The sequence below is a fragment of the Aquiflexum gelatinilyticum genome (genome assembly GCF_024741135.1).
In the GTDB taxonomy this organism is placed as follows: domain Bacteria; phylum Bacteroidota; class Bacteroidia; order Cytophagales; family Cyclobacteriaceae; genus Cognataquiflexum; species Cognataquiflexum gelatinilyticum.
This window is the reverse complement of the sequence record NZ_JANSUY010000014.1, coordinates 1-23,668: the sequence shown is the minus strand read 5'-3', so window position 1 is coordinate 23,668 and position 23,668 is coordinate 1. Positions and strand designations below refer to the sequence as shown.

The following is a 23,668-nucleotide window of genomic DNA, read 5'->3' as shown; positions in this document are numbered from 1 at the left end:
TTATATAAGACAAAAATAGTTTTTAAATCCAATCTACCAAAAAGAAAGTTGGTTTCTGTCTGCGACAAAAAAAGGCCTCCGGGAATTGATATCCCAAAGGCCTACATCGGTCATCCGTCATCGGTCTTCCGACTTAATTAATAAAGAATATTCGGTTATTGGAAAGCTTCCAGATAACCTTCGAAACTATCCCCTCAAAATCTCCATCGGAGGCATCTTGACGATCTTTCTGCCATTGAGCCAACCCAGTAAAATAGTCAATGCTGTAATTGCCAAATAAACAATCAGTGCCTCTTTATACGCTCCTCTAAACGGCAACTCAAACACAAACTCGCTCAGCAACCATGTTGCCAAAAAGGAAAGTAATATCCCGCTCAGCGAAGCCAAAGAACCCAAAAAGAAATATTCCAAAGTATTGATCTTGCTAACCAATCCACTGTCCGCTCCCAAAGTACGTAGCAAGATACTTTCCCGCATCCTTTGGTACTTGCTGATGATCAATGAGCTGATCAAAACCAAAATCCCGGTAATGATGCTGAAGAAGGCCATGAATTGGATCACAAAGCTGATCTTGCCGAGAATCTCTTCCAAGGTTTCTACTATTGCCCCCAAGTTGATCACGGAGATATTTGGAAACTCTCTCACAATCTCTGATTGGACATCTGCCGCCTGACGGTCATTTTTGGTTTTGGTGATGACCACATGAAACTTTGGCGCATTGTTTAGTACATTTTCAGGAAATAAGACAAGGAAATTTGTTGATACCTGATTGAATTTGACATCCCGGAAACTACCCACATAAGTTGTAATTGGTCTTCCCTGCACATTAAATATAATTTCATCGCCTAACTTGATCCCTGTCCGCATGGCATAACCCTGATCAAAAGAAACAAATATGGAATCTTCAGGATTGATTACTTTCCTAAGTTCACCACTTAACAATCTTTCCGAACTGATCAAAGTGTCTCTGTAGGTCACCCTAAATTCCCTGTTGTACAATCCTCTCGAACGTTTTTCTTCCTCAGGCAATGTGTCATTACCTTTTTTGGTCAACCCATTGATAGACTCCAAGCCCATGGTGACAATGGGAACCTGCTGCATGATTGGAAGATCCTTGCTTCGAATCTTATCCGCGACAGCCTCCACCTGATGCGTTTGGATATCAAAAAGCAGCATATTGGGTTGGTCTTTTTTGTCTGCAAACTTCGCTTCATCCAATAACTGGTTTTGGACAAAAAACAAGGTACTGATCATGGCCGTACCCAATCCGATTGTCGCAATCAGGGAAACGGTTTGGTTGTTTGGTCGGTAAAGGTTTGCCAACGATTGTCTAATTGGATACTGCAGTGAGATCGGAAGGAACTTCCGGATCAACCACATGATTCCAATTGCCACTGACCAAAGGATCAAAAAAGCAAAAACAACAAATCCAGTAAACCCAAGTGCTGTTTGCCAACCATTGAGCAGGTAAAAGCTAAAGCCATAGACGAACAAGAGTATTCCTACGACAACTGCCCATCTCAATGGGTCTTTGTTGATTTTTGTCTCACTTTCTTCCGGCCGCAAAGTAGCCATCGGAGATACTTTTCTGATTTTCAACAATGGCAACAAAGCAAATAAAATGGAAACCAATAATCCGGTGATCACCCCAAATCCTATGCTTTTCCAAGAAAGTCCAATATTGACATCAATTGGTAAAAAATCAGCAAAAACTGCAGGAAGGATAAATTGAAGCAGACTTCCCATCAGTGATCCAAAAACCGCACCTGCCAATCCCATGATCACGATCTGAACAAGATAAATCTTCATAGCTGTCCAAGCGGATACGCCAAGACATCTAAGCACCGCTACAGAAGCCAACTTTTCTTTTACGAAAACATTGACCGCACTCGCAACGCCAACACATCCGAGAAGTAGAGCGATAAAAGCAACCAAACTCAGGAAATTGGATAGGTTTTCAAATGACCGGCCTGTCTGTCTTTTCCGGTCTTCCACTGTATCTGCATCGACTTTTTCTTCCTCCCACTGTTCCTCATATTTCTTGACCAAATCATCAGGATTAGTCAAATCATCCAATTGGTAATACCTGACATATTCCAACCTACTGCCATATTGGATCAGTCCTGTTTCTTCCACATATTCCATGGGAATATAAACTGCGGGTGCAACTGTAGCGGTGATTCCGGTTTGACCTGGGACTTTTTGCAATTCTCCTTCTATATAAAAAGAAACGTTACCGACTTTGATGCTGTCACCAATTACCGCATTGAATTGTGCCATCAGGAGTTTTTCTACCAAAGCTCTTTTGCCTCCTTTTCGAAAGGAAGCTTCTGCTTCGGCTGGTATGGTTTCCAATTTTCCATAAAAAGGAAAATTCCCTTCCAAAGCCCTGACTTGAGTTAACCGGCTCGCCCCTGTCGAAGGGAATGCAACCATACTTGCAAAGTTTATCTCCTCAGCAGTACCAATTGCCAAGGAATCGGTAGGCTGCGGTCCAAGCGGTTTGTTATTTTCCAATACCAAGTCAGCACCGACGAGTTCTTTGGATTGTTGGTCGATACCCTTTTTGAGATTTTCACCAAAGGAACTGATGCCTACCAAGGCTGCAATCCCCACGACCATGGAAGAAACAAAAAGGAGGAGCCTTGAGAAATTTTTTCTAAAATCCCGGAAGGCCATTTTCAAAACCCAAGAAAAATCAGACATGGCTGCCCTCCTGGATTTTACCGCCTTTGATATTGATGATGCGGTTTGTTCTTTTGGCTAATTCCGGATCATGGGTCACTAAGATAAGTGTGGTGCCTTGTTCCTTGTTCATATCAAAAATCAGGTCTTCGATCATTTCACCTGTTTCGGTATCGAGATTTCCTGTTGGCTCATCGGCAAAAAGTATTTTTGGTTCATTTGCAAAAGCCCTTGCAATAGACACCCGTTGTTGTTCACCGCCCGAAAGCTGAGAAGGATAATGAGTTATTCTATCTCCCAGACCAACTTTGGTCAGTAACTCGGTGGCTTTTGCTTTGGCATCTTTTCTTTTTTTGAGTTCTAGGGGAACCATTACATTTTCCAAAGCGGTAAGGGTTGGCAGCAATTGGAAATTTTGAAATATAAACCCTATGTTTTTGCTCCTGACGGCAGCCCGCTGATCTTCAGACAGCTTCTCGAAAGCATTTCCGGCCAAGACAACTGAGCCTGTACTTGCGGAATCCAAACCTGCACAGAGGCCTAGCAGCGTGGTTTTTCCACTTCCTGAAGGGCCTACGATGGAGATGCTTTCCCCAGCTTGGATATCAAAATTGACCTGATCTAGGACAGTCAGTTTTCTTGTGCCGCTTTGGTAGGTTTTGGACACATCCTTTACACTCAATATGTTCATAAAAATCTTTGTGGATTGGTTTTGACAATAACACCATCAAACGTGCTAATGGTTTGAATCGTTGACTTTAAATATAAAAGGAAAGGACGGGCTTTGAACAAAATAGCTGAAAAATTGTAGATTTGATGGTAACAAGAATAAAAAATGAAAACATTCAGTAATTACTCAATTCTTTTTTTGTTGGTTTTTTCAATTGCCTGTGGTTCAAAAAACGAAAAAACATCTGAATCTGAATCAACCTCAAAAACTGAAACAGCTCAATCAAAAAAACTAATCCTCTTTTTCGGAAACAGTCTTACTGCCGGATATGGAATTGAGGCCGAGGACGCATTCCCGGGATTGACTGCCGCTAGGATAGACAGCCTTGGCTTGGATTACAGGGTTATCAATGCCGGATTGAGTGGAGAAACAACAGCTAGCGGTTTGAGCAGGTTGGATTGGTTTTTGGAAGAAGAGCCTGCTATTTTCATTTTGGAATTAGGAGGAAATGACGGTTTGCGGGGAATCACGCCTTCAGAGACCAAGAAAAATCTGAAAGGAATCATCCAATTGGTGCGGGGAAAATATCCTGAAACAATTATAGTTTTGGCTGGAATGCAGATTCCGCCCAATATGGGTCAGGATTACACCAAAGAATTTTCAGAATTATTTCCCCAAGTAGCTGCTGAAGAAAATGTGATTTTGATTCCATTTTTATTGGAAGGAGTGGCAGGAAATCCGGATCTCAACCTTCCGGACGGAATCCACCCTACAGAAGAAGGCCACAAAATTGTATTTGAGACTATTTGGGATACATTAAAAAACCTGCTTTAATAGGCATTTATTCATTTTCTAAATTAAAATCTGCCTTATTCTCCACAAGGAAATTCCAATCTTTTCTTCCGTTTTTATCGAATATTCAGGTAGAAGTATTAAATTTTGGATGAATTGTGAATTTTTATTTCATCCCCTAACCACTACCTGAATGAAGAAGATTTTGAAGATTGCTGCATATCTGGTGACAGCTTTAGTTTTGGCAATTATTGGAGCCGTGGCCTATGTTTCTTTTGCCTTACCCAACGTCGGTCCTGCTGACGCAGATTACAAAGTTGAAATTACTTCTGAAAAAATTGAACATGGCAAGTATTTGGCAAACCATGTAATGGTATGCATCGATTGTCACTCCAAAAGAGATTTTAGCCTTTTTTCAGCACCCCCAGTTCCAGGAACAGAAGCGACAGGAGGAGAAAGATTTGATGCTACGATGGGATTTCCAGGGGTATTTATTTCTCCAAATATTACCCCTTTTGGAATTGGGGAATGGACAGACGGTGAATTATTCAGGCTTATCACCACGGGAGTAAAGCGGGATGGAAGTCCAATCTTCCCCATCATGCCATACCACAGTTATGGCAAAATGGATGTCTCGGATATCGAGGCGGTGATCGCCTACATCAGAAGCATGGATCCTGTCGAGACGAACCATCCTAAATCTGAACCAGATTTTCCTTTCAGCCTAATCATGAGGACCATGCCTGTAAAGGCTTCATTTACCAAGAAACCAGATCCAAGTGACCAGGTAGCATACGGCGGTTATTTGGTTACATCCAGTGCATGCGCAGATTGCCATACCAAATTTGAAGATGGTGCCTACACAGGTGTCCCTTTAGCTGGAGGACGAGAGTTTGCCTTTCCGGATGGCATTCTTTCCACATCCAATTTAACCCCACATGCGTCAGGACTTGGAAATTGGACAGAGGAAATGTTTGTACAGCGATTTAAAATGTATGGGGATAATTTTGTTCCCGAGAAACTAAAACCAGGGGATTTTCAGAGTATCATGCCATGGGTGATGTATGCTGGGATGAAAGAGGAGGACCTCAAAGCAATATTTGCTTATCTCCAATCATTACCACCTGTCGATAATCAAATTGAAAAGTTCAAACCAAACAGCTGATTGACAAATCCTGATCTTGAGATCAGGATTTTTTTTAATAAAAAGCATCCTCAAACTGCTTGAAATTTACATTCCCGTTTTGGTCTCTGTACACTCCGATGATATCAAACCGGATGTCATTGTGCCAATCGCGTTCATACACAAAATTATCAGCAGCTTTTATCAACAGTTTCCTTTTGGTACCGTCCACAAATTCCTCTGCATAGCCAAAACCGGTACCGCTTCGGAATTTAACCTCCACAAATACCATGATGCCTTTGTGTTTGAAAATCAAGTCGATTTCAGCGTGTCCGCTTCGATAGTTGGCCTCCACAAATTCATATCCCCTACCTATCAACCAGTCTTTGGCCAAGTTTTCAGCTTCCTTTCCTTTGTCATTGTGCACTGCCATGGGATATTTGTTTATTTTTAGCCCACCAAAAAGAACCTTCATTTTGAAGTTCCTGTTCTTTTTGGATATACATAAAAACTGTGAATCAAGTTATCAATAAAAAAGTTAAGTTTATCGATCTCGGCATAAAGGATTACAAAGAAACTTGGGATTTCCAGGAAGAGCTTTTTGCAAAGACCGTTTCACTTAAAATCCAAAACCGTCAAAACGGCCCTGAATCGCAAATTTCCACCGGCAATTACTTGATTTTTGTCGAGCATCCACACGTCTATACTTTGGGGAAAAGCGGTGAATTGTCCCATCTTTTGTTGGATGAGAGGGGATTGGAAGAGAAAGAAGCCTCGTTTTACAAAATCAACCGCGGAGGTGATATCACCTACCATGGTCCCGGGCAATTGGTGGGCTACCCTATCATTGATCTTGACAATTTCTTTACCGACATACACAAATACCTGAGACTTCTCGAAGAAGCTGTCATTTTGACTTTGGCTGAATATGGGATCGAAGCAGGAAGAATCGAGGGATTGACCGGAGTTTGGCTTGATTACCTTGAGCAGAAAAACCCCAGAAAAATCTGTGCGCTTGGCGTAAAATCAAGCCGATGGGTAACCATGCATGGCTTCGCTTTTAACATCAATGCAGACATTGGCTATTTCAACAACATTGTACCTTGTGGCATAGCGGACAAAGCAGTCACTTCTATGCATCTAGAACTTGGACACAACCTAGACGAAACTGAAGTAAAGGAAAAAGTCAAAAAACATATTATTAAACTATTTGGAATGGAGTTGATTTGAAAAATGGAAATACAGTAAAAATATGATTGAAGTACAATAGAATAAGGTTGAAATAAAGTGATATAACTACCGTAAACATCCTTTGATTCTTATTTTTTCAAATCTCAGATCTCACGTCTCACATCTCAAATCTTAAAAAAATGAAAAAAGACATCGACTTTCACCCTGTCACGGGAGTCAAGCTTGCCATTGCCAAAGAAGAAACCAACGGCAATACCGAATGGTCGGTTTACATCATCAATCTCAACCTGATTGAATTGAATACTGTGATGATTACCTCAAAAGGCTATGGCCAAATCGGTGGAGAAGAAAAGAAAACCTCGGTTTTGAGACATATGATCCAAGAACTTGGATCAGAATCCATTGCCAAAATCGAACCGATTGACCCTACCCTTTTTGCTTTGACCAATGAATATTGGGTAAGTTATTATATCCTAAATCAGATTTTTGACAAAAAATTCATTTTCGCAGAAGGGAGTATGGATCCTTCCAATCTGAGCTTTATCCCTGAATTGGGATTGGAAGGTGTTCTCCATTCATAATGGCAGAATTGAATTTATATGATTTTTTGATTTTTAGTTGAATATTAACTAATATCCCAATATCTTAATGAGTAATTGGATCAATTCCGGAAATAGGATTGCCCAATGTTTATTTGGAAGATAGAAAGGAAACAATCTAAAAATCATTTATATGGGAAATTTTTTGAGTGAATTAGGGGATGTCCTTTTTTTGGATATCGAGACTGCTTCTTTGGAATCCGATTTTAGGGAATTACCACCGCGGCTACAGGAAGAATGGCTTAAAAAAGAAAAGCATATCATGCCCAAGGAGGAAGAAGGAGAACCGGGAAGTTTATTTTTCCAAAAAGCAGGAATTTATGCTGAATTTGGTAAAGTCATCTGCGTGGGAGTCGGATACTTTCATTATTTGAAGGAAGAAAATAAATTGGAATTCCGGACCAAAAGCTATGGGGAAGAATTGGAATACGACACCCTGACTGCCTTTTGTGAATTACTCCAAAAGAAAAAATGGGTCCTGTGTGCCCACAACGGAAAGGAATTTGATTTCCCTTACCTCAGCAGAAGGATCTTGATAAATAGGATTCCCCTTCCTGAACCATTGCAGATCGCAGGCAAAAAACCTTGGGAAGTCCGTCACCTTGATACTTTGGAACTATGGAAATTCGGGGATTATAAGCATTACACAAGGCTCGAATTGCTTGCAGCCATTTTTGACATCCCTACTTCCAAGGAGTCCATCGACGGTTCTCAGGTCAATGAAGCCTATTATATCCAAAAAGACCTGGAATCTATTCGAAAATATTGCCTTCGTGATGTGGTGGTAACAGCCCAGATATATTTGGCTTTTCAAGGACTGCCGCCTGATATCGAAATGGAAGTGATTAACAAGGACAATGAAAGATGATCCAAATCAGAAACTACATAAAGCAAATACGCCCAAATTGACTCTTTTCGAATATAGAAAAACTAATAGACCACATGTCAATTCAAAATTGAACGTATGTAATTTCAAAGTTTATATCGTGTTATTTCAAAGTTTATGTCATGTTATTTCAAAATTGAACCTGTATAATGTCGGACTCAAAAAGTTCGAAGAAATCTCACAAATCCAAAACCTGAAAAAAGTCTTGGTATACGGCGGCAAGGAGTCACAAATACGCAGCAGCGGTAAGTTGCTTTCTTGGAAGGATTTTGGTTAATAAAACCAAATTGGAACCAATTCTGCTTTAAGTTTTTTATTAACTTTAGAAAAAGTAACAACACCTTTTGAGAAAATCCATTTTTGATACGGTTACAATTATTCATTTTTTTGAGGATGAAGAAAAAACATCTCGAATTTTAAGTAATATATCCCTTAATCCGGAATTGACTTTCTCGGAATTTAAAAAAAACAACACAGCCCATTTCGCACAGATTCAGGGCTTATCATTACACAATTGGAAATAAACTTTCATGGGAAGAAAATCAAATAATCAGGGCAAAAAGGGCAAAAAAAGCGGAAAGGTGATAGATGCCGCCCAACTGGCCAAAAAAGTACTCAATTTTTTGGATAACAATTACGGCAAAGAATTCAATGCCAAACAGATTATCAAGAAACTTGAAATCCGCGACTCCATCGCCAAAGGCGGTGTAGAACCGATGTTACATAAACTTGCCGCAGCAGGCAACATATCCAAATCACCTAGAAATTATTTTGCTTCGGTCAAAGAACCTGAGTTCATCGAAGGGGAAGTGGATTTTGTCAATCCCCGCTTTGCATTCATCAAACCTGACGCAAAACATGGATTGGAGGAAGATGTCCTCATTAAAGAAGCCGATCTAAAACATGCTTTGGATGGCGACCGTGTCAGAATTATGGTATACCCCGTCAAAGGAAGTACCGGAAGGCTCGAAGGAAAAGTATTGGAAATCGTAAGCCGAAGCAGGGATGAGTTTGTCGGTAGGGTAGAAATATCCCCGAGATTCGCCTTTGTCGTGCCTGATTTCAAAAAGATGCACTATGACATTTTTGTCCACAGAGGTGACCTTGGCGGTGCCGAACACAACCAAAAAGTAGTTGTCAAACTCTCCGACTGGCGCGAAGACGACAAAAATCCGACAGGGAAAGTCACCCGTGTTCTCGGCAAAGCCGGAGAACATGAAGTAGAAATCCATTCTATCATGGCGGAGTTTGGCTTGCCCTTCGAATACCCACAAGAGGTCGAAGATGAAGCAAACCTGATCCCCGAGGAAATTTCACCTGAAGAAATCAAAAACCGCCGCGATATGCGGGACATTCCCACATTTACCATCGATCCGGCTGATGCCAAGGATTTTGATGATGCGATATCCTACAGGGTATTGGAAAACGGAAACCTTGAAATAGGTGTCCATATCGCTGACGTGACCCACTATGTCAAGCCAAAAACCAAATTGGAAAAAGAGGCCTACGAAAGGGCTACTTCGGTTTATTTGGTGGATAGAACCATCCCGATGCTTCCAGAAAGACTCAGCAATGGACTTTGCTCGCTGAGACCAAATGAGGACAAATTGACTTTTTCCTGCGTTTTTGAAATGGATGAAAATGCCGATGTACTCAATAAATGGATCGGCAGGACCGTAACACATTCCGACAGGCGATTTGCTTACGAAGAAGGGCAGGAAAACATCGACAAGCAGGAAGGTGATTTCTATCAGGAACTCACACTTTTAAATGACCTTGCCAAGAAGCTCCGAAAAAGAAGGTTTGATAAAGGTGCTGTCAATTTTGAGACTGTGGAAGTCAAATTCAAATTGGATGAAAAAGGAAAGCCACTTGGTCTCTTTGTCAAGGAGAGAAAGGATATCCACAAGCTCATTGAGGAATTTATGCTATTAGCTAATAGGACTGTGGCAGAATTTGTCTTCAACAAAAACAAAGGCAAGGATACATTTGTATATAGGATTCACGACCATCCGGATGCGGAGAGGTTGGAGACCTTTGCCAATTTTGCCAAGAAATTTGGCCATGAAATGAAAATCGGGGAAGGAACGAGGATTTCTATGGCCCTAAACAAACTGATGGAGGAGATTCTCGGAAAACCGGAACAAAATGTCCTCGAGCAACTTGCAATCCGTAGCATGGCTAAGGCCAAATATACGACAGAAGCTAAAGGCCACTTTGGCTTAGCCTTCCAACATTATACCCACTTCACTTCTCCTATCAGAAGGTATCCGGATATGATGGTGCACCGATTGTTGCAGCATTATCTTGATGGCGGCAAGTCGCCTGAGGCAGAAACTTGGGAAGACAAGTGTCTCCATTCTTCCGAAAGGGAAAAAAGGGCTGCTGATTCAGAGAGAGCTTCCATCAAATACAAACAAGTGGAATTTATGTCCCTTGCTGAGGAAAAGGATTATGACGGTATCGTTACCGGAGTGACAGAATGGGGAGTTTTTGTGGAAATCACCGAAACCAAGTGTGAAGGAATGATCAGGGTTCAGGATATGAAGGACGATTATTACCAATTTGATGAAAAAAATATGCGTCTCATTGGGACAAGAAATAAAAAAATGATCACTTTGGGTGAAAAAGTAATGGTACGTGTAGTAGCCACGGACATTGATAGAAGAACTATAGACCTGGAATTTGCAGATAATGAACCAAGAAATAAGCGTAGATAAAATCTTACAGGATTTAGAAAAACATATCCAAAGACATTCTTACGGACAATCACCCCAAGAACTTTACGAGCCGATTTCATACATCATGAGCCTGGGCGGAAAAAGAATCCGCCCTTTGCTTACCCTGATGGCTTATTCGCTGTATAAGTCTGACTACCAAAACATCATGAATCCCGCGTCAGCAGTGGAGGTCTTTCACAACTTTACCCTGATGCATGACGATATCATGGATGATGCCCCGCTACGAAGGGGAAAAGCTACTGTCCATGAAAAATGGAATGCCAATACGGCGATTCTTTCCGGGGATGTGATGCTGGTCAAAGCTTATGACATGCTCCTGGACATTGAACCCGGTAAATTCTGGGAATCCATCCGCCTGTTTAATCAAACAGCTGCCGAAGTTTGCGAAGGGCAGCAGCATGACATGAATTTTGAATCCCAAAATTCTGTCACGGAGGAAGCCTATATCGACATGATCAGGCAAAAAACAGCTGTTTTGCTCGGATTTTCACTTCAGTTTGGGGCGATTTTGGCCGATGCTTCGATCGAAGATGCACAAAAACTCTATGATTTTGGAGTCAATATCGGTATAGGTTTTCAACTCAAAGATGACTTGCTCGATGTCTATGCCGACAAAGACAAATTCGGCAAGCAAGTCGGTGGCGATATCATTTCGAACAAAAAGACTTTCCTGCTTATCAAAGCCAACGAATTGGCTGAAGGAGATGCTAAAATGAAATTGGAGTACTGGCTGGAGGCTAAGACTTTTAACAAAGAAGAAAAGGTTGCTGCTGTTACGGCCATTTATGATTCTCTGGGGATTAAAAGCCTGACCGAAGCAAAAATGAAAGCATACTTCGACAAAGGATTTGAGCAATATGCTGCTCTTGAAGTTCCCAACAAGAAAATCTATATATCTCTTCTTCAACTCACCCAAGACCTGGTGCACCGGGAAAAATAATCAAACATTGCTTCATGGAATTATCTGCAACGGTCATAATCATTGCGCTGACAGTCTTGTCTTCATACTTAGCTTGGCAAAAGCCCAACCTGTTGGAAAGATGGATGTTTACACCCTACCAAATCCAAAAAAGGAACCAATGGGATCGTTTTATCCTTTCAGGCTTTATCCATAAGGACGGGACTCATTTACTCTTCAACATGTTTACTTTCTATTTTTTTGGAAGGGTAGTTGAAAGTTTTCTTACGATCAAATTCGGACAAGCAACAGGGATAGGATTGTATATTCTATTTTATATCGGGGCGATTGTAATTGCAGATATCCCGACCCATTTCAAGCATCAATCCCACTTCTACTATCGGGCCCTAGGCGCATCCGGTGGGGTCGCGGCTACGGTGTTTGGCAGCATTATCTTGATGCCTCTGTCTGACATTTGTCTTTTTGGTTTGCTTTGTCTTCCGGGTTTTGCGCTGGGGGTCTTGTTTTTGATTTACAGCATCGTGCAATCCAAAAAAGGTAGCGATGGCATCAACCATGACGCCCACTTGTATGGCGCATTATTCGGAATTGCTTTTATTCTGATCGTGTCCCCACAAAGCGCTTTGAATTTTATAGATCAAATAAAAAGCTTCAGGCTTTTTTGACCTGAAGCTTTAAATAAATTTTCTGAAAAGATTCCTATTTATCCTTTTGAAGCATACGGATATTTTTGTCAGTGACACTCCTTAGCATCGTATTCCATCTCTCCTTTCCTTTTTCCTCAGAATAAACATCCGGGCCGGGAACACCAACCCTCATACCTAAAATTCTTTCAGCTGTTTTTCCTTTTCCTGAAATATTAAAATAGATATCTACAGCATTGATATTGTCGGTGAACCTAGAGATTTTGTCAATTGATTTTCTGATTTGGGCCTGCAAACCTTCAGGCAAATCTACCTGTGGTGCCTGCACATCAATTTTGATTCCGTTATAATTTTCCGTGTAATTCATGGTACAGTATTTTGAGTTTATAAACGTGATTCTTTTACCTTTTACAGTAATTAAAGCTAGTCTAAATTTCTATTTCAACCGAATTTTAGGACACAAAAAACATGAAATTTTTAACCAAAATACATTAACAAACCTTCCAAAAAATCAGATTATCATCCAATATCCAAGTACACAGAAACATTCCTTATTGGTACAAATAATTACTGGAATAAAAAAAACCTCAGACCTGAATGGCCTGAGGCTAAAGAAACAATGTTTCGCTTATTTTTTACTTCACATCCTCAAGTGTATTGTTGATGACCAATTTCAAGTGGTCTTTGTGCGCCTTTGACGATACATTTCCTGAAGAATTATTCACTTTGGTTTTGATATAATTCAGGTTATACAATGCAGCAGACTTGGCAAAGTTGTTATACCTATTACTCTGAGGTCCAGTCACCATACCTTTTAGAGTATTGACATATTCAATCTGAAGGTTTTGTCTGAAGGTATTGACATTACCATTGATGTCTGCATCGAAGATTGCTTTTGTCAGATCACTCATATAGGTTGCCATGTTGTATTCATTGCCATACAATTCCGAATCTACCATTCTTTGTAGGGTATTTGGATGTGTCATATGGGCTAAGACACTCCTTTGGGAATTCAAGACCTGCTGGTGAATTTTTGGATCTTCCGGTCCACCAAAGAAATTGAAGCCCCTTCTTTGCCTTGCTAGGTAATTGATCAGGTCTTCAGGGATTTGATATGCATTTGGGGCCAACATGTATTTACTGATCGCATCCAATGCCCTTTTCTGGTCTTTAAGACTTACCGGAGTATAAGGCTGGGTAGCACCTTCCTGGCCTGCCATGGCACGGTCTACATACACACCACCAATATACCTTGACATCACGCCTCCCGCAGTAGTATAAGTACCCATCAGGACACTATATGCCTGTGTCAACTCTTGGTAGGACTGGCCTTCTTTTGAATATTTTTCTTTGATCCCTTCCATAAGTTTCTTGGAAGTTTCCATCATGTGAATGGAATAGGCAATCTGATCATTGGAAAGGTCACCGATCATCACTCTTGGATCAATGGCTTTGCCCGGTGCTCTCATGTCATCTGCATCATTGCCAAATGTAAGTTCGGGCTTTGTAGAAAGTGCCAAAATCGGATCCAGCTCAGCTTGGGATTTGACAGGTGTGTATCCTGCCTGAATCGCCCAAACATCGTATGGCCCTACTGTAGTGGAGAAATAATGACCTTGGGTGTTCTTATCAGGAGAAAGATTGATGGCTAGGTAATCCATCACAGAACCTGAAAGGGCTTTCCCTTCTATAACATTCTTGTCAGCCAATTCTTTTGGTGAAAAAAGCTGGGAAGCTTTCATGTTATGATTCAAGCCAAGGGTATGGCCAACTTCGTGCATCAGCAATTCAGCCATGGCTTCTTTTTTCATGCCTTCCATCTCCAAGTCGGAAGCTCCATGTGCTCTCAAAAAAGCCTGACCAAACATCATGTTGTTTTGAAGGTGTGCCCCTACAAAACAAAAATGTGGTTGGTTGCCAAGAGAAGTGTGAGTTTCCAAAGCTGCTTCTTCCCCGAAGAGCTTGTCATAAACAACCCTGTTGGTATGGTAGACAAATTCCAACATGATGTCCGCACCTAATATCTGTCCTGTTCTTGGATTGACAAAGCTAGGTCCATAACCGCCAAAAGGAGGATTTGGTGAACTTGTCCATCTTAATACATTGTATCTGATATCACCTGCATCCCAATCTGCATCATCAGGCTGGATTTTCACCTGAACAGCGTTTTTGAATCCTGCTTTTTCAAATGCTTTGTTCCATTCCAATACCGCATCCATGATAGTCCCTCTCCATTCCATTGGGGTTGAATTTTCTATCCAAAACACAATAGGTTCAACAGGGTCAGAAATAGCCGCATTTGGATCCTTTTTTCTCAAATCCCACCTGTGGATCAAATCCCGGAAGGGAGTTGCACTTGCAGAAGTCATGTCTGTCACTTCAGTAGTGAAAAAGCCCACCCTCGGATCGTCAAATCTCGGCTCATAGCCATTGTCAGGTAATTCAATCAAGCTATGAAAAACCTTGATGCTCACATTCCTTCCGTCAGTGACCGCAGAAGAGCCTCCATTCAGAACAGAGGGATTGTTGTACACATATTCTACTGCGAGGTCTGTGTTTTTCTCATAACTTCTGATGGCGAGCACTTTTGTTTTTTCACTGTCAAGATTACCTAACCTGAATGCCATCGGAGATTCACCCGGGAAAGGCGGGTTTTTGATCTGCGAAAAAGTTTCTTTCAAAAAGAGGTTATCTGCTTTGATAAGGATTGTTCCCTTTTCGGCATCTTCAGCTTCGATTTTGGCGCTTGCCATGATTCCCGGACTGATATTGGCATCCGCTGATCTGCTCAGAGGATTGGAAGGATCGAAATAGTGGGAAACGTTTTGCTTTACAAATTCGACGCGGTTGAAATACCTGACGATTTTAAAGATGTTGTTTTCTCCATAAGCACCTCTAAAAGTTCCTGCATCAGTGACACCATCCCCGATCTGGGCAAAATAAATAAACTCTTTTCCCAATTGGTCTTTGGCGACTTCCATTTTCAATTCACCGCTCACAGTGTCTTGGTAAAATGTAAATAGCCCCTCAAATTTTTTACTTCCCTTGGTAAGTTCGGCAATAGACTTTTTCTCGGGCTTTTTCTCAGGAGCCGGGGCCGCCACCACCGGTGCGTCTGATTTCTTTTTCTTTTTCTGTGCCAAAGCCTCGTTCATGGGCAAGGCCACAGTTACCATCACAACCGCCATTGTGAGGAGTAAATTCCTTTTAAGTCTTATCATAATGTTCTAAATAATTTGGTGGTAGAAATAATAATTATGTATTGTTAAAATTTGGGTAGTAATGTACAAATTCTTTCCAAGGCCTTAAAATTACAGGAGTAAGCAAATGAAAATTAAGAATTATTAACAAAAAAAATCCCTACCAATTATCTCGATAGGGATTTTTGAAAATTGAAAATCAGTTACTTCTTTTCTATTTCGGCTTTCATCTCTTCTATATTGAGGATTTTAGAAATCTGGGAGCTTTCAATTTCTCTGAATTTTTTCAACTGGATATCAATCAAACCAGAAATCTCCACTTTCACTTCTTCAGCTCCTGCAGTTGGACGGTAATCGCCGTTACCAACGACAGAATTCAGATGGGCCAACTTATTGTTAAGCCTGATTGGGAAATTCAAAGGATCCTGTCCGCTTCGGTTTTGGGTTTGGTACAGTTCCTTTTCGATATCCGAAATAGCATTTACAATTGGTTCGATCCTTTTTTTCTTTTTAGGATCTTTTTCAACCAATGCATTCAACTCATCCCTATATTTTCTGATGATGATGATGGTTTCATGGGTTTCGGTCAATTTATCCCTGACACCTAAAAGAAATTCATATTGTGCCAATAAATCTTCCTGCGAGGATTCGTAACGTGGATCAGCCAACACTTTGAAAGACTGTTCCTCTGCCTTGCCATCCACAATTAACTTCACTGTATAATCGCCGGGAACTATCTTTGGACCGCGCAAAGGTCCTCCCCACATGATCATTCCTTCAAAACTTTTAGCATCCGGAATTCTCAGGTTCCAATTAAATTCATTGGAACCGGTCTTGTACTTCAAAGTATCTTTTTCAATTCCTTTGGAAGAAAATTCTCTCAGAAGATTTTTATTGTTGTCATAAAACTCGATCTTAACTTCTTCTTTTGGCTCTTCCTTAAGGTTATAATATACCAAAACACCTCCAGGTCTATTGGTCCCTGCTGTTTTGGACTCTCTTTTTACTCCGTCCATTCTGTAAGAATCCTGAGGTTTGAAAAGGTGAAATGGCTTCGTACCCACTTCATCTGACAATTGGTGCAGTACCGTCAGGTCATCTATGATCCAAAAACTCCTGCCCTGCGTCGCTGCTATGAGGTTATTGTCTTTGATCGTTAAATCTGTAATGGGAACGATCGGAAGATTGAGTTGGAATGGCTTCCAGTCCGCCCCGTCATTGAAAGAGATATACATACCTGTTTCGGTTCCTGCATAGAGTATTCCTTTTTTAGCAGGGTCAGCCCTGACTACCCTAGTGAAATGCTGACCGTCAATACCACTGGTTATTTTGGTCCAGGTTTTTCCATAATCAAAAGTTTTGTACATGTATGGTGCGTAATCTCCGTTTTTGTATCCCGTAGCAGCAAAATACAATCCACCTTCCTCAAATGGATGGCCTTCGGTACTATTGATCTGTATCCATTCGGGAAGGCCTTTTGGAGTTACATTTTCCCAAGTCTTACCATTGTCCTTAGAAACATGTACCAAACCATCATCCGAACCTGCCCAAAGCACTCCTTTTTTCAATGGTGATTCGGAGGCTGTAAAAATGGTACTGTAGTATTCTACAGAGGTATTGTCTTTGGTAATTGGTCCACCGGAAGGCCCTAATTTTTCTTTTGCATTTCTTGTCAAATCCGGGCTGAAAGTCTCCCAAGATTGCCCGCCATCAGTAGATCTGTGAAATTGATTGGAAGTAGTATAGAGGACTTTAGGGTCATGTAGGGAAAAGAAAATAGGGAAATTCCATTGGAAGCGATACTTCATATCTTCTGCGCCATGCCCCATCGGATTGTTTGGGTACACATTGACCGTTCTGGAGGTTTTTGTTCTATGGTTTTCTCTGGTCAAATACCCGCCATACGACCCGCCATACACAATGTCGCTGTCGTTCGGATCGGGTGCAATCCAACCACTTTCTCCACCGGCAGTAGGCTCCCAGTCATCTTCAGTAATCCCTCTTCCATCATTTCGGTGGCTGATACGGAGCGTGGAATTATCCTGCTGTGCTCCATAGATTCTGTAAGGAAAATGATTGTCCGTGGTTACCCTGTAAAATTGGGAAGTCGGTTGATTCATATAAGTTGTCCAAGAAGCTCCTCCATCGAAAGAAACCTGCGCTCCGCCGTCATCAGCGATGATCATCCTTTGGTTATCTTTTGGATCAATCCACAGGTCATGATGGTCCCCGTGAGGGGCATCATAATTTTTGAATGTCTTGCCTCCGTCGGTAGATTTATGATAATCGACATTCAGTACATACACCGTGCTGTCACTTTGGGTATCGGCATAAAGTCGCGTGTAGTACCAAGCTCTTTGTCTGAGGTTTCTTTCTTCATTGGTCTTCTCCCAAGTCGTCCCTCCGTCATCTGACCTGAACAATCCACCATTTAGGTTTTCGACCATGGCCCAGATTCGGTTTGTATTGACTGGTGAAATGGTAACTCCAATGATTCCCAATGTACCTTCAGGCAATCCTTTGTTGGTAGAAATTTCGGTCCAATTCTCACCTCCATCTACACTCTTGAACATTTTGGATCCGGGTCCGCCACTTTCAAGACTATAAGGCGTTCTTTTCAATTCCCAGGTTGTAGCAAACATAATATCCGGATTTTTTGGATCCATTACCAAATCCACGGCACCGGCTGTGGGGTTTACAAATAGTTTTCTATTCCAAGTTTTCCCACCGTCAATGGATTTATAAACACCTCTTATCTCTGTTGGTTTGAAGATATCTCCCATCACTGCAGCAAGGACAACATCCGGATTGGTGGGATGAATTCTGATACGAGATACAAAGCGGGATTCTTCCATTCCTAGACTCGTCCAAGTCTTTCCGGCATCGGCACTTTTCCAAAAGCCATAGCCATAAGAAACATTGCCCCTGACGGTCTTTTCTCCCCCGCCGACATAAATGATGTTGGGATCGGAATCTGCCACTGCAACTGCCCCAATAGAACCACCGAAATACCCGTCGGAAATATTTCCCCAGGTTTTTCCTCCGTCGGTAGTTTTCCATACCCCACCACCTGTGGAGCCAAAATAAAATGTATTTCTTTCAGAGGCTACCCCTGCAACGGCCGCCGAACGTCCACCTCTGTGTGGACCGATATTTCGCCATTGTATGGCTTCATATATTTTTTCATCATAGGATTGGGCGCTTGTCTCTAGGCTGATATAAAAAGCCAAAAGAAACCCGATTGTCCAAATCAATCGTATAGTTTTGATCATTGTAAGAAGGTTGGTTATGTATGACGGAATTTAATTCTTTAAAAAGGAAAATTTTATAAAAAGTGATTTCTGGCAATTTTTTAGTCTAAAAATAAAAAAGACTTCCCTGTTAGGGGAAGTCTTTCTGTATCTAAGAAAATAAATGTTATGCTTCAGCGGGAACTACATTGACGTAAGATTTACCATCAAATTTCCTTTTGAATTCAACTTTTCCCGGTACTAAAGCAAATAGTGTATGGTCTTTGCCAATACCTACATTTTCACCTGGGTGATGCTTGGTACCTCTTTGTCTAATGATGATGTTTCCGGCAATAACCGCCTCACCACCAAATTTCTTCACACCTAGTCTTTTGCTGTGTGATTCTCTACCGTTTCTGGAACTACCGACGCCTTTCTTGTGAGCCATGATTTTATACGTTTAGGACTTCTTGCGAAATCTTATAATGAAATGTTTTCAATCAATACTTTAGTAAAGTTTTGTCTGTGACCATTTTTCTTTTTGTAACCTTTTCTTCTCTTCTTTTTGAAGACGATTACTTTGTCACCTTTAACGTGATCAAGAATTTTTCCTGATACCTTGGCCCCTGCAATGGTGGGTGCCCCAATTGATACTGTACCATCGGCTTCAGCCAATAATACCTCATCAAATTCCACGGAAGCGCCAGCTTCGCCTTGCAACAATGGTGCATAAACGTGCTGATCTTTAGTTACTTTGAACTGCTTTCCTGCGATGTTGACAATTGCGTACATATAATGATTTTAATTGCTTTAGGAAATTGAGGTGCAAATATAAAAACTCTTTCCTTAAGAAAAAAGTATCCAGGAGAATAAGCTTACTTTTCTATAATTCTCGACCTCTATATGGTGGCTTTTGGTAAAAATACTGAGTTTTGGTTAAACTAAAAAGAACTACATCCTTCCAGTATAAATTAATTTTGACTTTTATTCAAAAACTGCTTTAAAAATAGGTCAGAAAAAAAATTTATGGACTTTTAAAAAAGTTTTGATGCCTCATACAGCTATATTTGATTAAATTTTTACTTTATATAAATTATTTTAAAATATTGATTTATAGGTTTTTAATTATTTTTTGAATTAAGTTCAAAAAACGATACTTTTAGACATTTAAAGGGTTTTATTTTTGGAATTTGTTCATCATATTTGTTGAAGGCTGTTTCGAAAAAAATGGCCTTTTCTTTCCAGCAATATTTTGAAAACAATATAGCCTTCTAATTCCTTTAAAGAAGACTAACCCCAAAACATTTAAGAGTAATGCAACATTTTGAACCAATTCTCCAGGAGAATAAAAATCGCTTTGTTTTATTTCCCATCCAGCACGATGATATATGGCAATACTATAAAAAGGCTGAAGCAAGCTTTTGGACGGCTGAAGAAATCGACCTGAGCCAGGATCTTAAAGACTGGAAAAACCTCAATGATGGTGAAAGACATTTTATATCGCATGTTTTGGCCTTTTTCGCAGCCAGCGATGGGATAGTTAATGAAAACCTTGCTGAGCATTTTGTTGCAGAAGTTCAATATACTGAAGCCAAATTTTTTTATGGATTTCAGATTGCCATGGAAAATATCCACTCGGAGACCTACAGTTTATTAATAGACACCTACATCAAAGACAATGTTGAAAGGGATAGATTGCTCAATGCCATCGAACACATTGAATGTGTAAGAAAAAAGGCAGATTGGGCATTGAGATGGATAGATAATGGTAATTTTCAAGAAAGACTTATTGCTTTTGCTGCAGTGGAGGGTATATTCTTCTCTGGTTCATTCTGTTCTATTTTCTGGATGAAAAAAAGAGGCCTTATGCCAGGCCTTACATTCTCCAATGAATTGATATCCAGAGACGAAGGATTACACTGCGATTTTGCTTGTCATTTGTACACCCAGCATGTTGTCAATCACTTGCCAAAAGAAACGGTAACAAGGATAATTGAAGATGCAGTAAACATTGAGAAAGAGTTTGTCACAGATGCATTACCGGTAAAACTGATTGGCATGAATGCCGATTTGATGTGCCAATATATTGAGTTTGTTGCAGACAGGCTTCTTGTCGAGCTCGGTTGTTCCAAAATTTGGAATAGCACCAATCCATTTGACTTTATGGACATGATTTCCCTCCAGGGCAAAACCAACTTCTTTGAAAAAAGAGTGGGTGATTACCAGAAGGCCGGAGTGATGAAGTCCAAAGAATTGGTCGATTCACCTAAGTTCTCCATAGGAGAGGATTTCTAAAATTATTTCACCACCAACCCAAATCCATTTGTCATGTTAGTAATTAAAAGAGATGGCCGTCGAGAGTCAGTGCGTTTCGACAAAATAACCGCCCGGATAGAAAACCTATGTTATGGATTGGATATTAATTATATCCATCCAATAGAAGTAGCAAAAAAAGTAATCGATGGCCTTTATGACGGTGTAACCACCACAGAGCTTGACAATCTTGCAGCTGAAGTGGCTGCTTCATTGACAGTAAAGCATCCTGATTATGCTATTTTGGCTGCTAGAATCGCTATTTCAAATTTGCATAAAACTACCTCACAGTCTTTTTCCAATACCATGAAAAGGCTCTATACATATGTCAATCCAAAAACAGAGGAAAATGCGGCCTTGATTGCTCCGGACGTGTATGGGGTGGTAAAAAATCATGCAGCCAAGCTGGATGAAGCCATAGATTATAACAGAGATTTTGACTATGATTATTTCGGATTCAAAACTTTAGAAAAAAGTTATTTGATCCGTTTGGACAATAAAGTTGTAGAAAGACCTCAGCACATGTTGATGAGGGTGGCGGTAGGTATCCATAAAGAGGATGTTGATGCAGCCATCGAAACTTACCACCTTCTTTCCCAAAAGTGGTTTACACATGCCACTCCAACTCTTTTCAATGCCGGTACTCCAAAACCACAACTTTCTTCTTGTTTTCTTTTGACAATGAAAGATGACAGCATTGATGGAATCTACGATACTTTAAAGCAATGCGCCAAGATCTCCCAATCAGCAGGTGGAATAGGACTTTCAATTCACAATGTAAGAGCAAAAGGAAGCTACATAAGAGGAACTAATGGTGTTTCTAATGGTATCGTGCCTATGCTCCGAAATTTTGATATGACTGCTAGATATGTGGATCAAGGAGGTGGAAAGAGAAAAGGAAGTTTTGCGATTTACTTGGAACCGTGGCATGCAGATGTGAAGGATTTCTTGGAATTGAAAAGAAATCATGGCAAAGAAGAAATGAGAGCCAGAGACCTTTTCTATGCCATGTGGATTCCAGATCTTTTCATGAGACGTGTGGAAGAAAATGAAGATTGGTCACTTTTCTGTCCAAATGAGGCACCGGGTTTGGCAGATTGCCACAGTGAAGAGTTTGAAAGACTTTATGAAAAATATGAAAGAGAAGGCCGAGCTCGAGAAGTCGTAAAAGCCCAAGAGCTCTGGTTTGAAATTTTGGAATCCCAAATCGAAACAGGGACGCCATATATGTTGTACAAAGATTCTGCTAACAAGAAGTCCAACCAACAAAATCTTGGAACAATAAAATCTTCAAACCTTTGTACTGAAATTCTAGAATATACCTCTCCTGATGAAGTGGCGGTATGTAATTTGGCATCTATTGCACTTCCTAAGTTTGTCACTACAGGACCTGATGGAAAGAAATTCTTCGACCACCAAAAGTTGTATGAAATTACGAAAGTTGCTACCCGAAACCTTAACAAGGTAATTGATGTCAATTTTTATCCTGTAGAAGAAGCCAAGAGGTCAAACTTTCGGCACAGACCAATAGGACTAGGTGTTCAGGGATTAGCAGATGCTTTTATCATGCTAAGAATGCCATTTGAATCTGCAGAGGCAAAAGGTCTCAATGAGGATATCTTTGAAACCATATATTTTGCTGCCATGGAAACATCTATGGAGTTGGCGAAAATACATGGCCCTTACGAAACATATGAAGGTTCCCCTGCCTCAAAAGGAATATTCCAATTTGATATGTGGGGTGTTACTCCAAAATCCGGCAGATGGCAATGGGATTCTCTTAAAGAACAGGTAGTAAAACATGGTGTTCGTAATTCATTGTTGGTCGCCCCGATGCCTACTGCATCAACGTCACAAATACTCGGAAACAATGAATGTTTCGAACCATATACCTCCAATATTTACACAAGAAGGACTCTTTCGGGTGAATTCATCATCGCCAATAAGCACCTGATGAAAGACCTGATCAGCTTAGGCCTATGGAATGACAACATGAAAAATAGGCTAATAGCTGCTAATGGATCTATCCAAAAACTACCCGATGTTCCACAAAACATCAAAGATCTATACAAAACAGTTTGGGAAATTTCTCAAAAAATAATCATTGACATGGCTGCTGATAGGGGCGCCTATATTTGTCAATCTCAAAGTATGAATGTTTTCATGCAAGATCCAAACTTTGGAAAATTGACCTCAATGCATTTTTATGCATGGAAAAAAGGACTTAAAACAGGTATGTATTATTTGAGATCTCAAGCTGCAACTGCTGCTATTCAATTTACAGTAGATAAAGGAGCTTTGGAACCCACAAAAACTGTCGTTGCATCTACACCAACAATGGATTTAACCAAAGGACAAAAGCAAGGAGCAATAGCCTGTTCCCTCGACAATCCCGATGAGTGTGAAATGTGTGGAAGTTAATTCTTACTTTTGACAATCTAAAGCAAAGAGCGTCTGACTTTGTCAGACGCTCTTTTTTATTTAGAAATTCTTGATTAAAATTATTTTTGAAAGTTTTTTTTGGAATAAGAGTAAAACCAAATCAAAGTTTAGGTATTATTTTTAATCAGAAATTATGCAATAAGATTAAGGTTTAGTATATCAAAAAAACCTCAATGTTCTTAAAACGGAAAAAGCCTTTGGATTACTCCAAAGGCTTGTGATAATGTGGCGGC

18 protein-coding genes are annotated in these 23,668 nt (G+C 40.5%); 10 read left to right on the top strand and 8 right to left on the bottom strand.

The annotated features are described in order from the left end of the window. Positions 1-186: 186 nt before the first annotated feature. Both NU887_RS14890 and NU887_RS14885 read right to left on the bottom strand, forming a co-directional pair. The gene (locus tag NU887_RS14890) at positions 187-2,706 is read right to left on the bottom strand and encodes an ABC transporter permease (protein WP_258424178.1); all 2,520 of its coding nucleotides are present in this window, start codon (positions 2,704-2,706) and stop codon (positions 187-189) included. Further along, complete coding sequence (locus NU887_RS14885; RefSeq protein ID WP_258424177.1) at positions 2,699-3,376, bottom strand: ABC transporter ATP-binding protein; 678 nt, start codon at positions 3,374-3,376, stop codon at positions 2,699-2,701. The genes NU887_RS14890 and NU887_RS14885 overlap by 8 nt, the downstream gene beginning before the upstream one ends. 144 nt (positions 3,377-3,520) lie before the next feature. Here NU887_RS14885 and NU887_RS14880 point away from each other — a divergent pair, with 144 nt between their 5' ends. After that, positions 3,521-4,189 carry an arylesterase gene (locus NU887_RS14880; protein ID WP_258424176.1) on the top strand — a complete coding sequence of 223 codons (669 nt, stop codon included), beginning with the start codon at positions 3,521-3,523 and terminating at the stop codon, positions 4,187-4,189. 151 nt (positions 4,190-4,340) lie between these two features. Continuing rightward, the gene (locus tag NU887_RS14875; protein ID WP_258424175.1) at positions 4,341-5,312 is read left to right on the top strand and encodes a cytochrome c; all 972 of its coding nucleotides are present in this window, start codon (positions 4,341-4,343) and stop codon (positions 5,310-5,312) included. Positions 5,313-5,346: 34 nt separating this feature from the next. On the opposite strand, the gene NU887_RS14870 is transcribed toward NU887_RS14875, so the two are convergent. Further along, positions 5,347-5,703: a YraN family protein gene (locus NU887_RS14870; RefSeq protein WP_258424174.1), complete on the bottom strand. Its 357-nt coding sequence runs from the start codon at positions 5,701-5,703 to the stop codon at positions 5,347-5,349. A gap of 80 nt (positions 5,704-5,783) precedes the next feature. Between NU887_RS14870 and lipB the strand changes: the two genes are divergently transcribed. From lipB to NU887_RS14840, 6 genes are all read left to right on the top strand, one after another. Further along, positions 5,784-6,500: a lipoyl(octanoyl) transferase LipB gene (gene lipB, locus NU887_RS14865; RefSeq protein WP_258424173.1), complete on the top strand. Its 717-nt coding sequence runs from the start codon at positions 5,784-5,786 to the stop codon at positions 6,498-6,500. Between the two features lie 140 nt (positions 6,501-6,640). Continuing rightward, positions 6,641-7,042: a hypothetical protein gene (locus NU887_RS14860; protein ID WP_258424172.1), complete on the top strand. Its 402-nt coding sequence runs from the start codon at positions 6,641-6,643 to the stop codon at positions 7,040-7,042. Between the two features lie 151 nt (positions 7,043-7,193). Then, the gene (locus NU887_RS14855) at positions 7,194-7,928 is read left to right on the top strand and encodes a 3'-5' exonuclease (protein WP_258424171.1); all 735 of its coding nucleotides are present in this window, start codon (positions 7,194-7,196) and stop codon (positions 7,926-7,928) included. Between the two features lie 548 nt (positions 7,929-8,476). Further along, positions 8,477-10,666 carry a ribonuclease R gene (gene rnr / locus NU887_RS14850; protein ID WP_258424170.1) on the top strand — a complete coding sequence of 730 codons (2,190 nt, stop codon included), beginning with the start codon at positions 8,477-8,479 and terminating at the stop codon, positions 10,664-10,666. Further along, the gene (locus NU887_RS14845; protein ID WP_258424169.1) at positions 10,641-11,627 is read left to right on the top strand and encodes a polyprenyl synthetase family protein; all 987 of its coding nucleotides are present in this window, start codon (positions 10,641-10,643) and stop codon (positions 11,625-11,627) included. Before rnr ends, NU887_RS14845 begins: the two co-directional genes overlap by 26 nt. A gap of 14 nt (positions 11,628-11,641) precedes the next feature. Beyond that, positions 11,642-12,271, top strand: a complete 630-nt coding sequence (locus tag NU887_RS14840; protein ID WP_258424168.1) for a rhomboid family intramembrane serine protease — start codon at positions 11,642-11,644, stop codon at positions 12,269-12,271. Positions 12,272-12,305: 34 nt separating this feature from the next. Here NU887_RS14840 and NU887_RS14835 read toward each other — a convergent pair whose 3' ends face one another. The 5 genes from NU887_RS14835 to rplU all read right to left on the bottom strand — a co-directional run bounded on the left by NU887_RS14835 (position 12,306) and on the right by rplU (position 19,472). Next, positions 12,306-12,617 (bottom strand): HPF/RaiA family ribosome-associated protein, encoded by a 312-nt coding sequence (locus NU887_RS14835; protein ID WP_258424167.1) that lies wholly within the window; start codon positions 12,615-12,617, stop codon positions 12,306-12,308. A gap of 268 nt (positions 12,618-12,885) precedes the next feature. Next, complete coding sequence (locus tag NU887_RS14830) at positions 12,886-15,471, bottom strand: zinc-dependent metalloprotease (protein ID WP_258424166.1); 2,586 nt, start codon at positions 15,469-15,471, stop codon at positions 12,886-12,888. Between the two features lie 182 nt (positions 15,472-15,653). Then, positions 15,654-18,722: a WD40/YVTN/BNR-like repeat-containing protein gene (locus NU887_RS14825; protein WP_258424165.1), complete on the bottom strand. Its 3,069-nt coding sequence runs from the start codon at positions 18,720-18,722 to the stop codon at positions 15,654-15,656. A 145-nt stretch (positions 18,723-18,867) separates the two neighbouring features. Next, positions 18,868-19,128: a 50S ribosomal protein L27 gene (gene rpmA / locus NU887_RS14820; RefSeq protein ID WP_241128279.1), complete on the bottom strand. Its 261-nt coding sequence runs from the start codon at positions 19,126-19,128 to the stop codon at positions 18,868-18,870. A 32-nt stretch (positions 19,129-19,160) separates the two neighbouring features. Next, positions 19,161-19,472, bottom strand: a complete 312-nt coding sequence (gene rplU / locus NU887_RS14815) for a 50S ribosomal protein L21 (protein WP_258424164.1) — start codon at positions 19,470-19,472, stop codon at positions 19,161-19,163. Between the two features lie 522 nt (positions 19,473-19,994). On the opposite strand from rplU, the gene NU887_RS14810 reads away from it, so the two are divergent. Together NU887_RS14810 and NU887_RS14805 are read left to right on the top strand one after the other, a co-directional pair. Continuing rightward, positions 19,995-20,975, top strand: coding sequence for a ribonucleotide-diphosphate reductase subunit beta (locus NU887_RS14810; protein WP_258424163.1), 981 nt, complete (start codon positions 19,995-19,997; stop codon positions 20,973-20,975). 33 nt (positions 20,976-21,008) lie between these two features. After that, positions 21,009-23,414 carry a ribonucleoside-diphosphate reductase subunit alpha gene (locus NU887_RS14805; protein ID WP_258424162.1) on the top strand — a complete coding sequence of 802 codons (2,406 nt, stop codon included), beginning with the start codon at positions 21,009-21,011 and terminating at the stop codon, positions 23,412-23,414. The last annotated feature ends 254 nt before the right edge of the window (positions 23,415-23,668 follow it).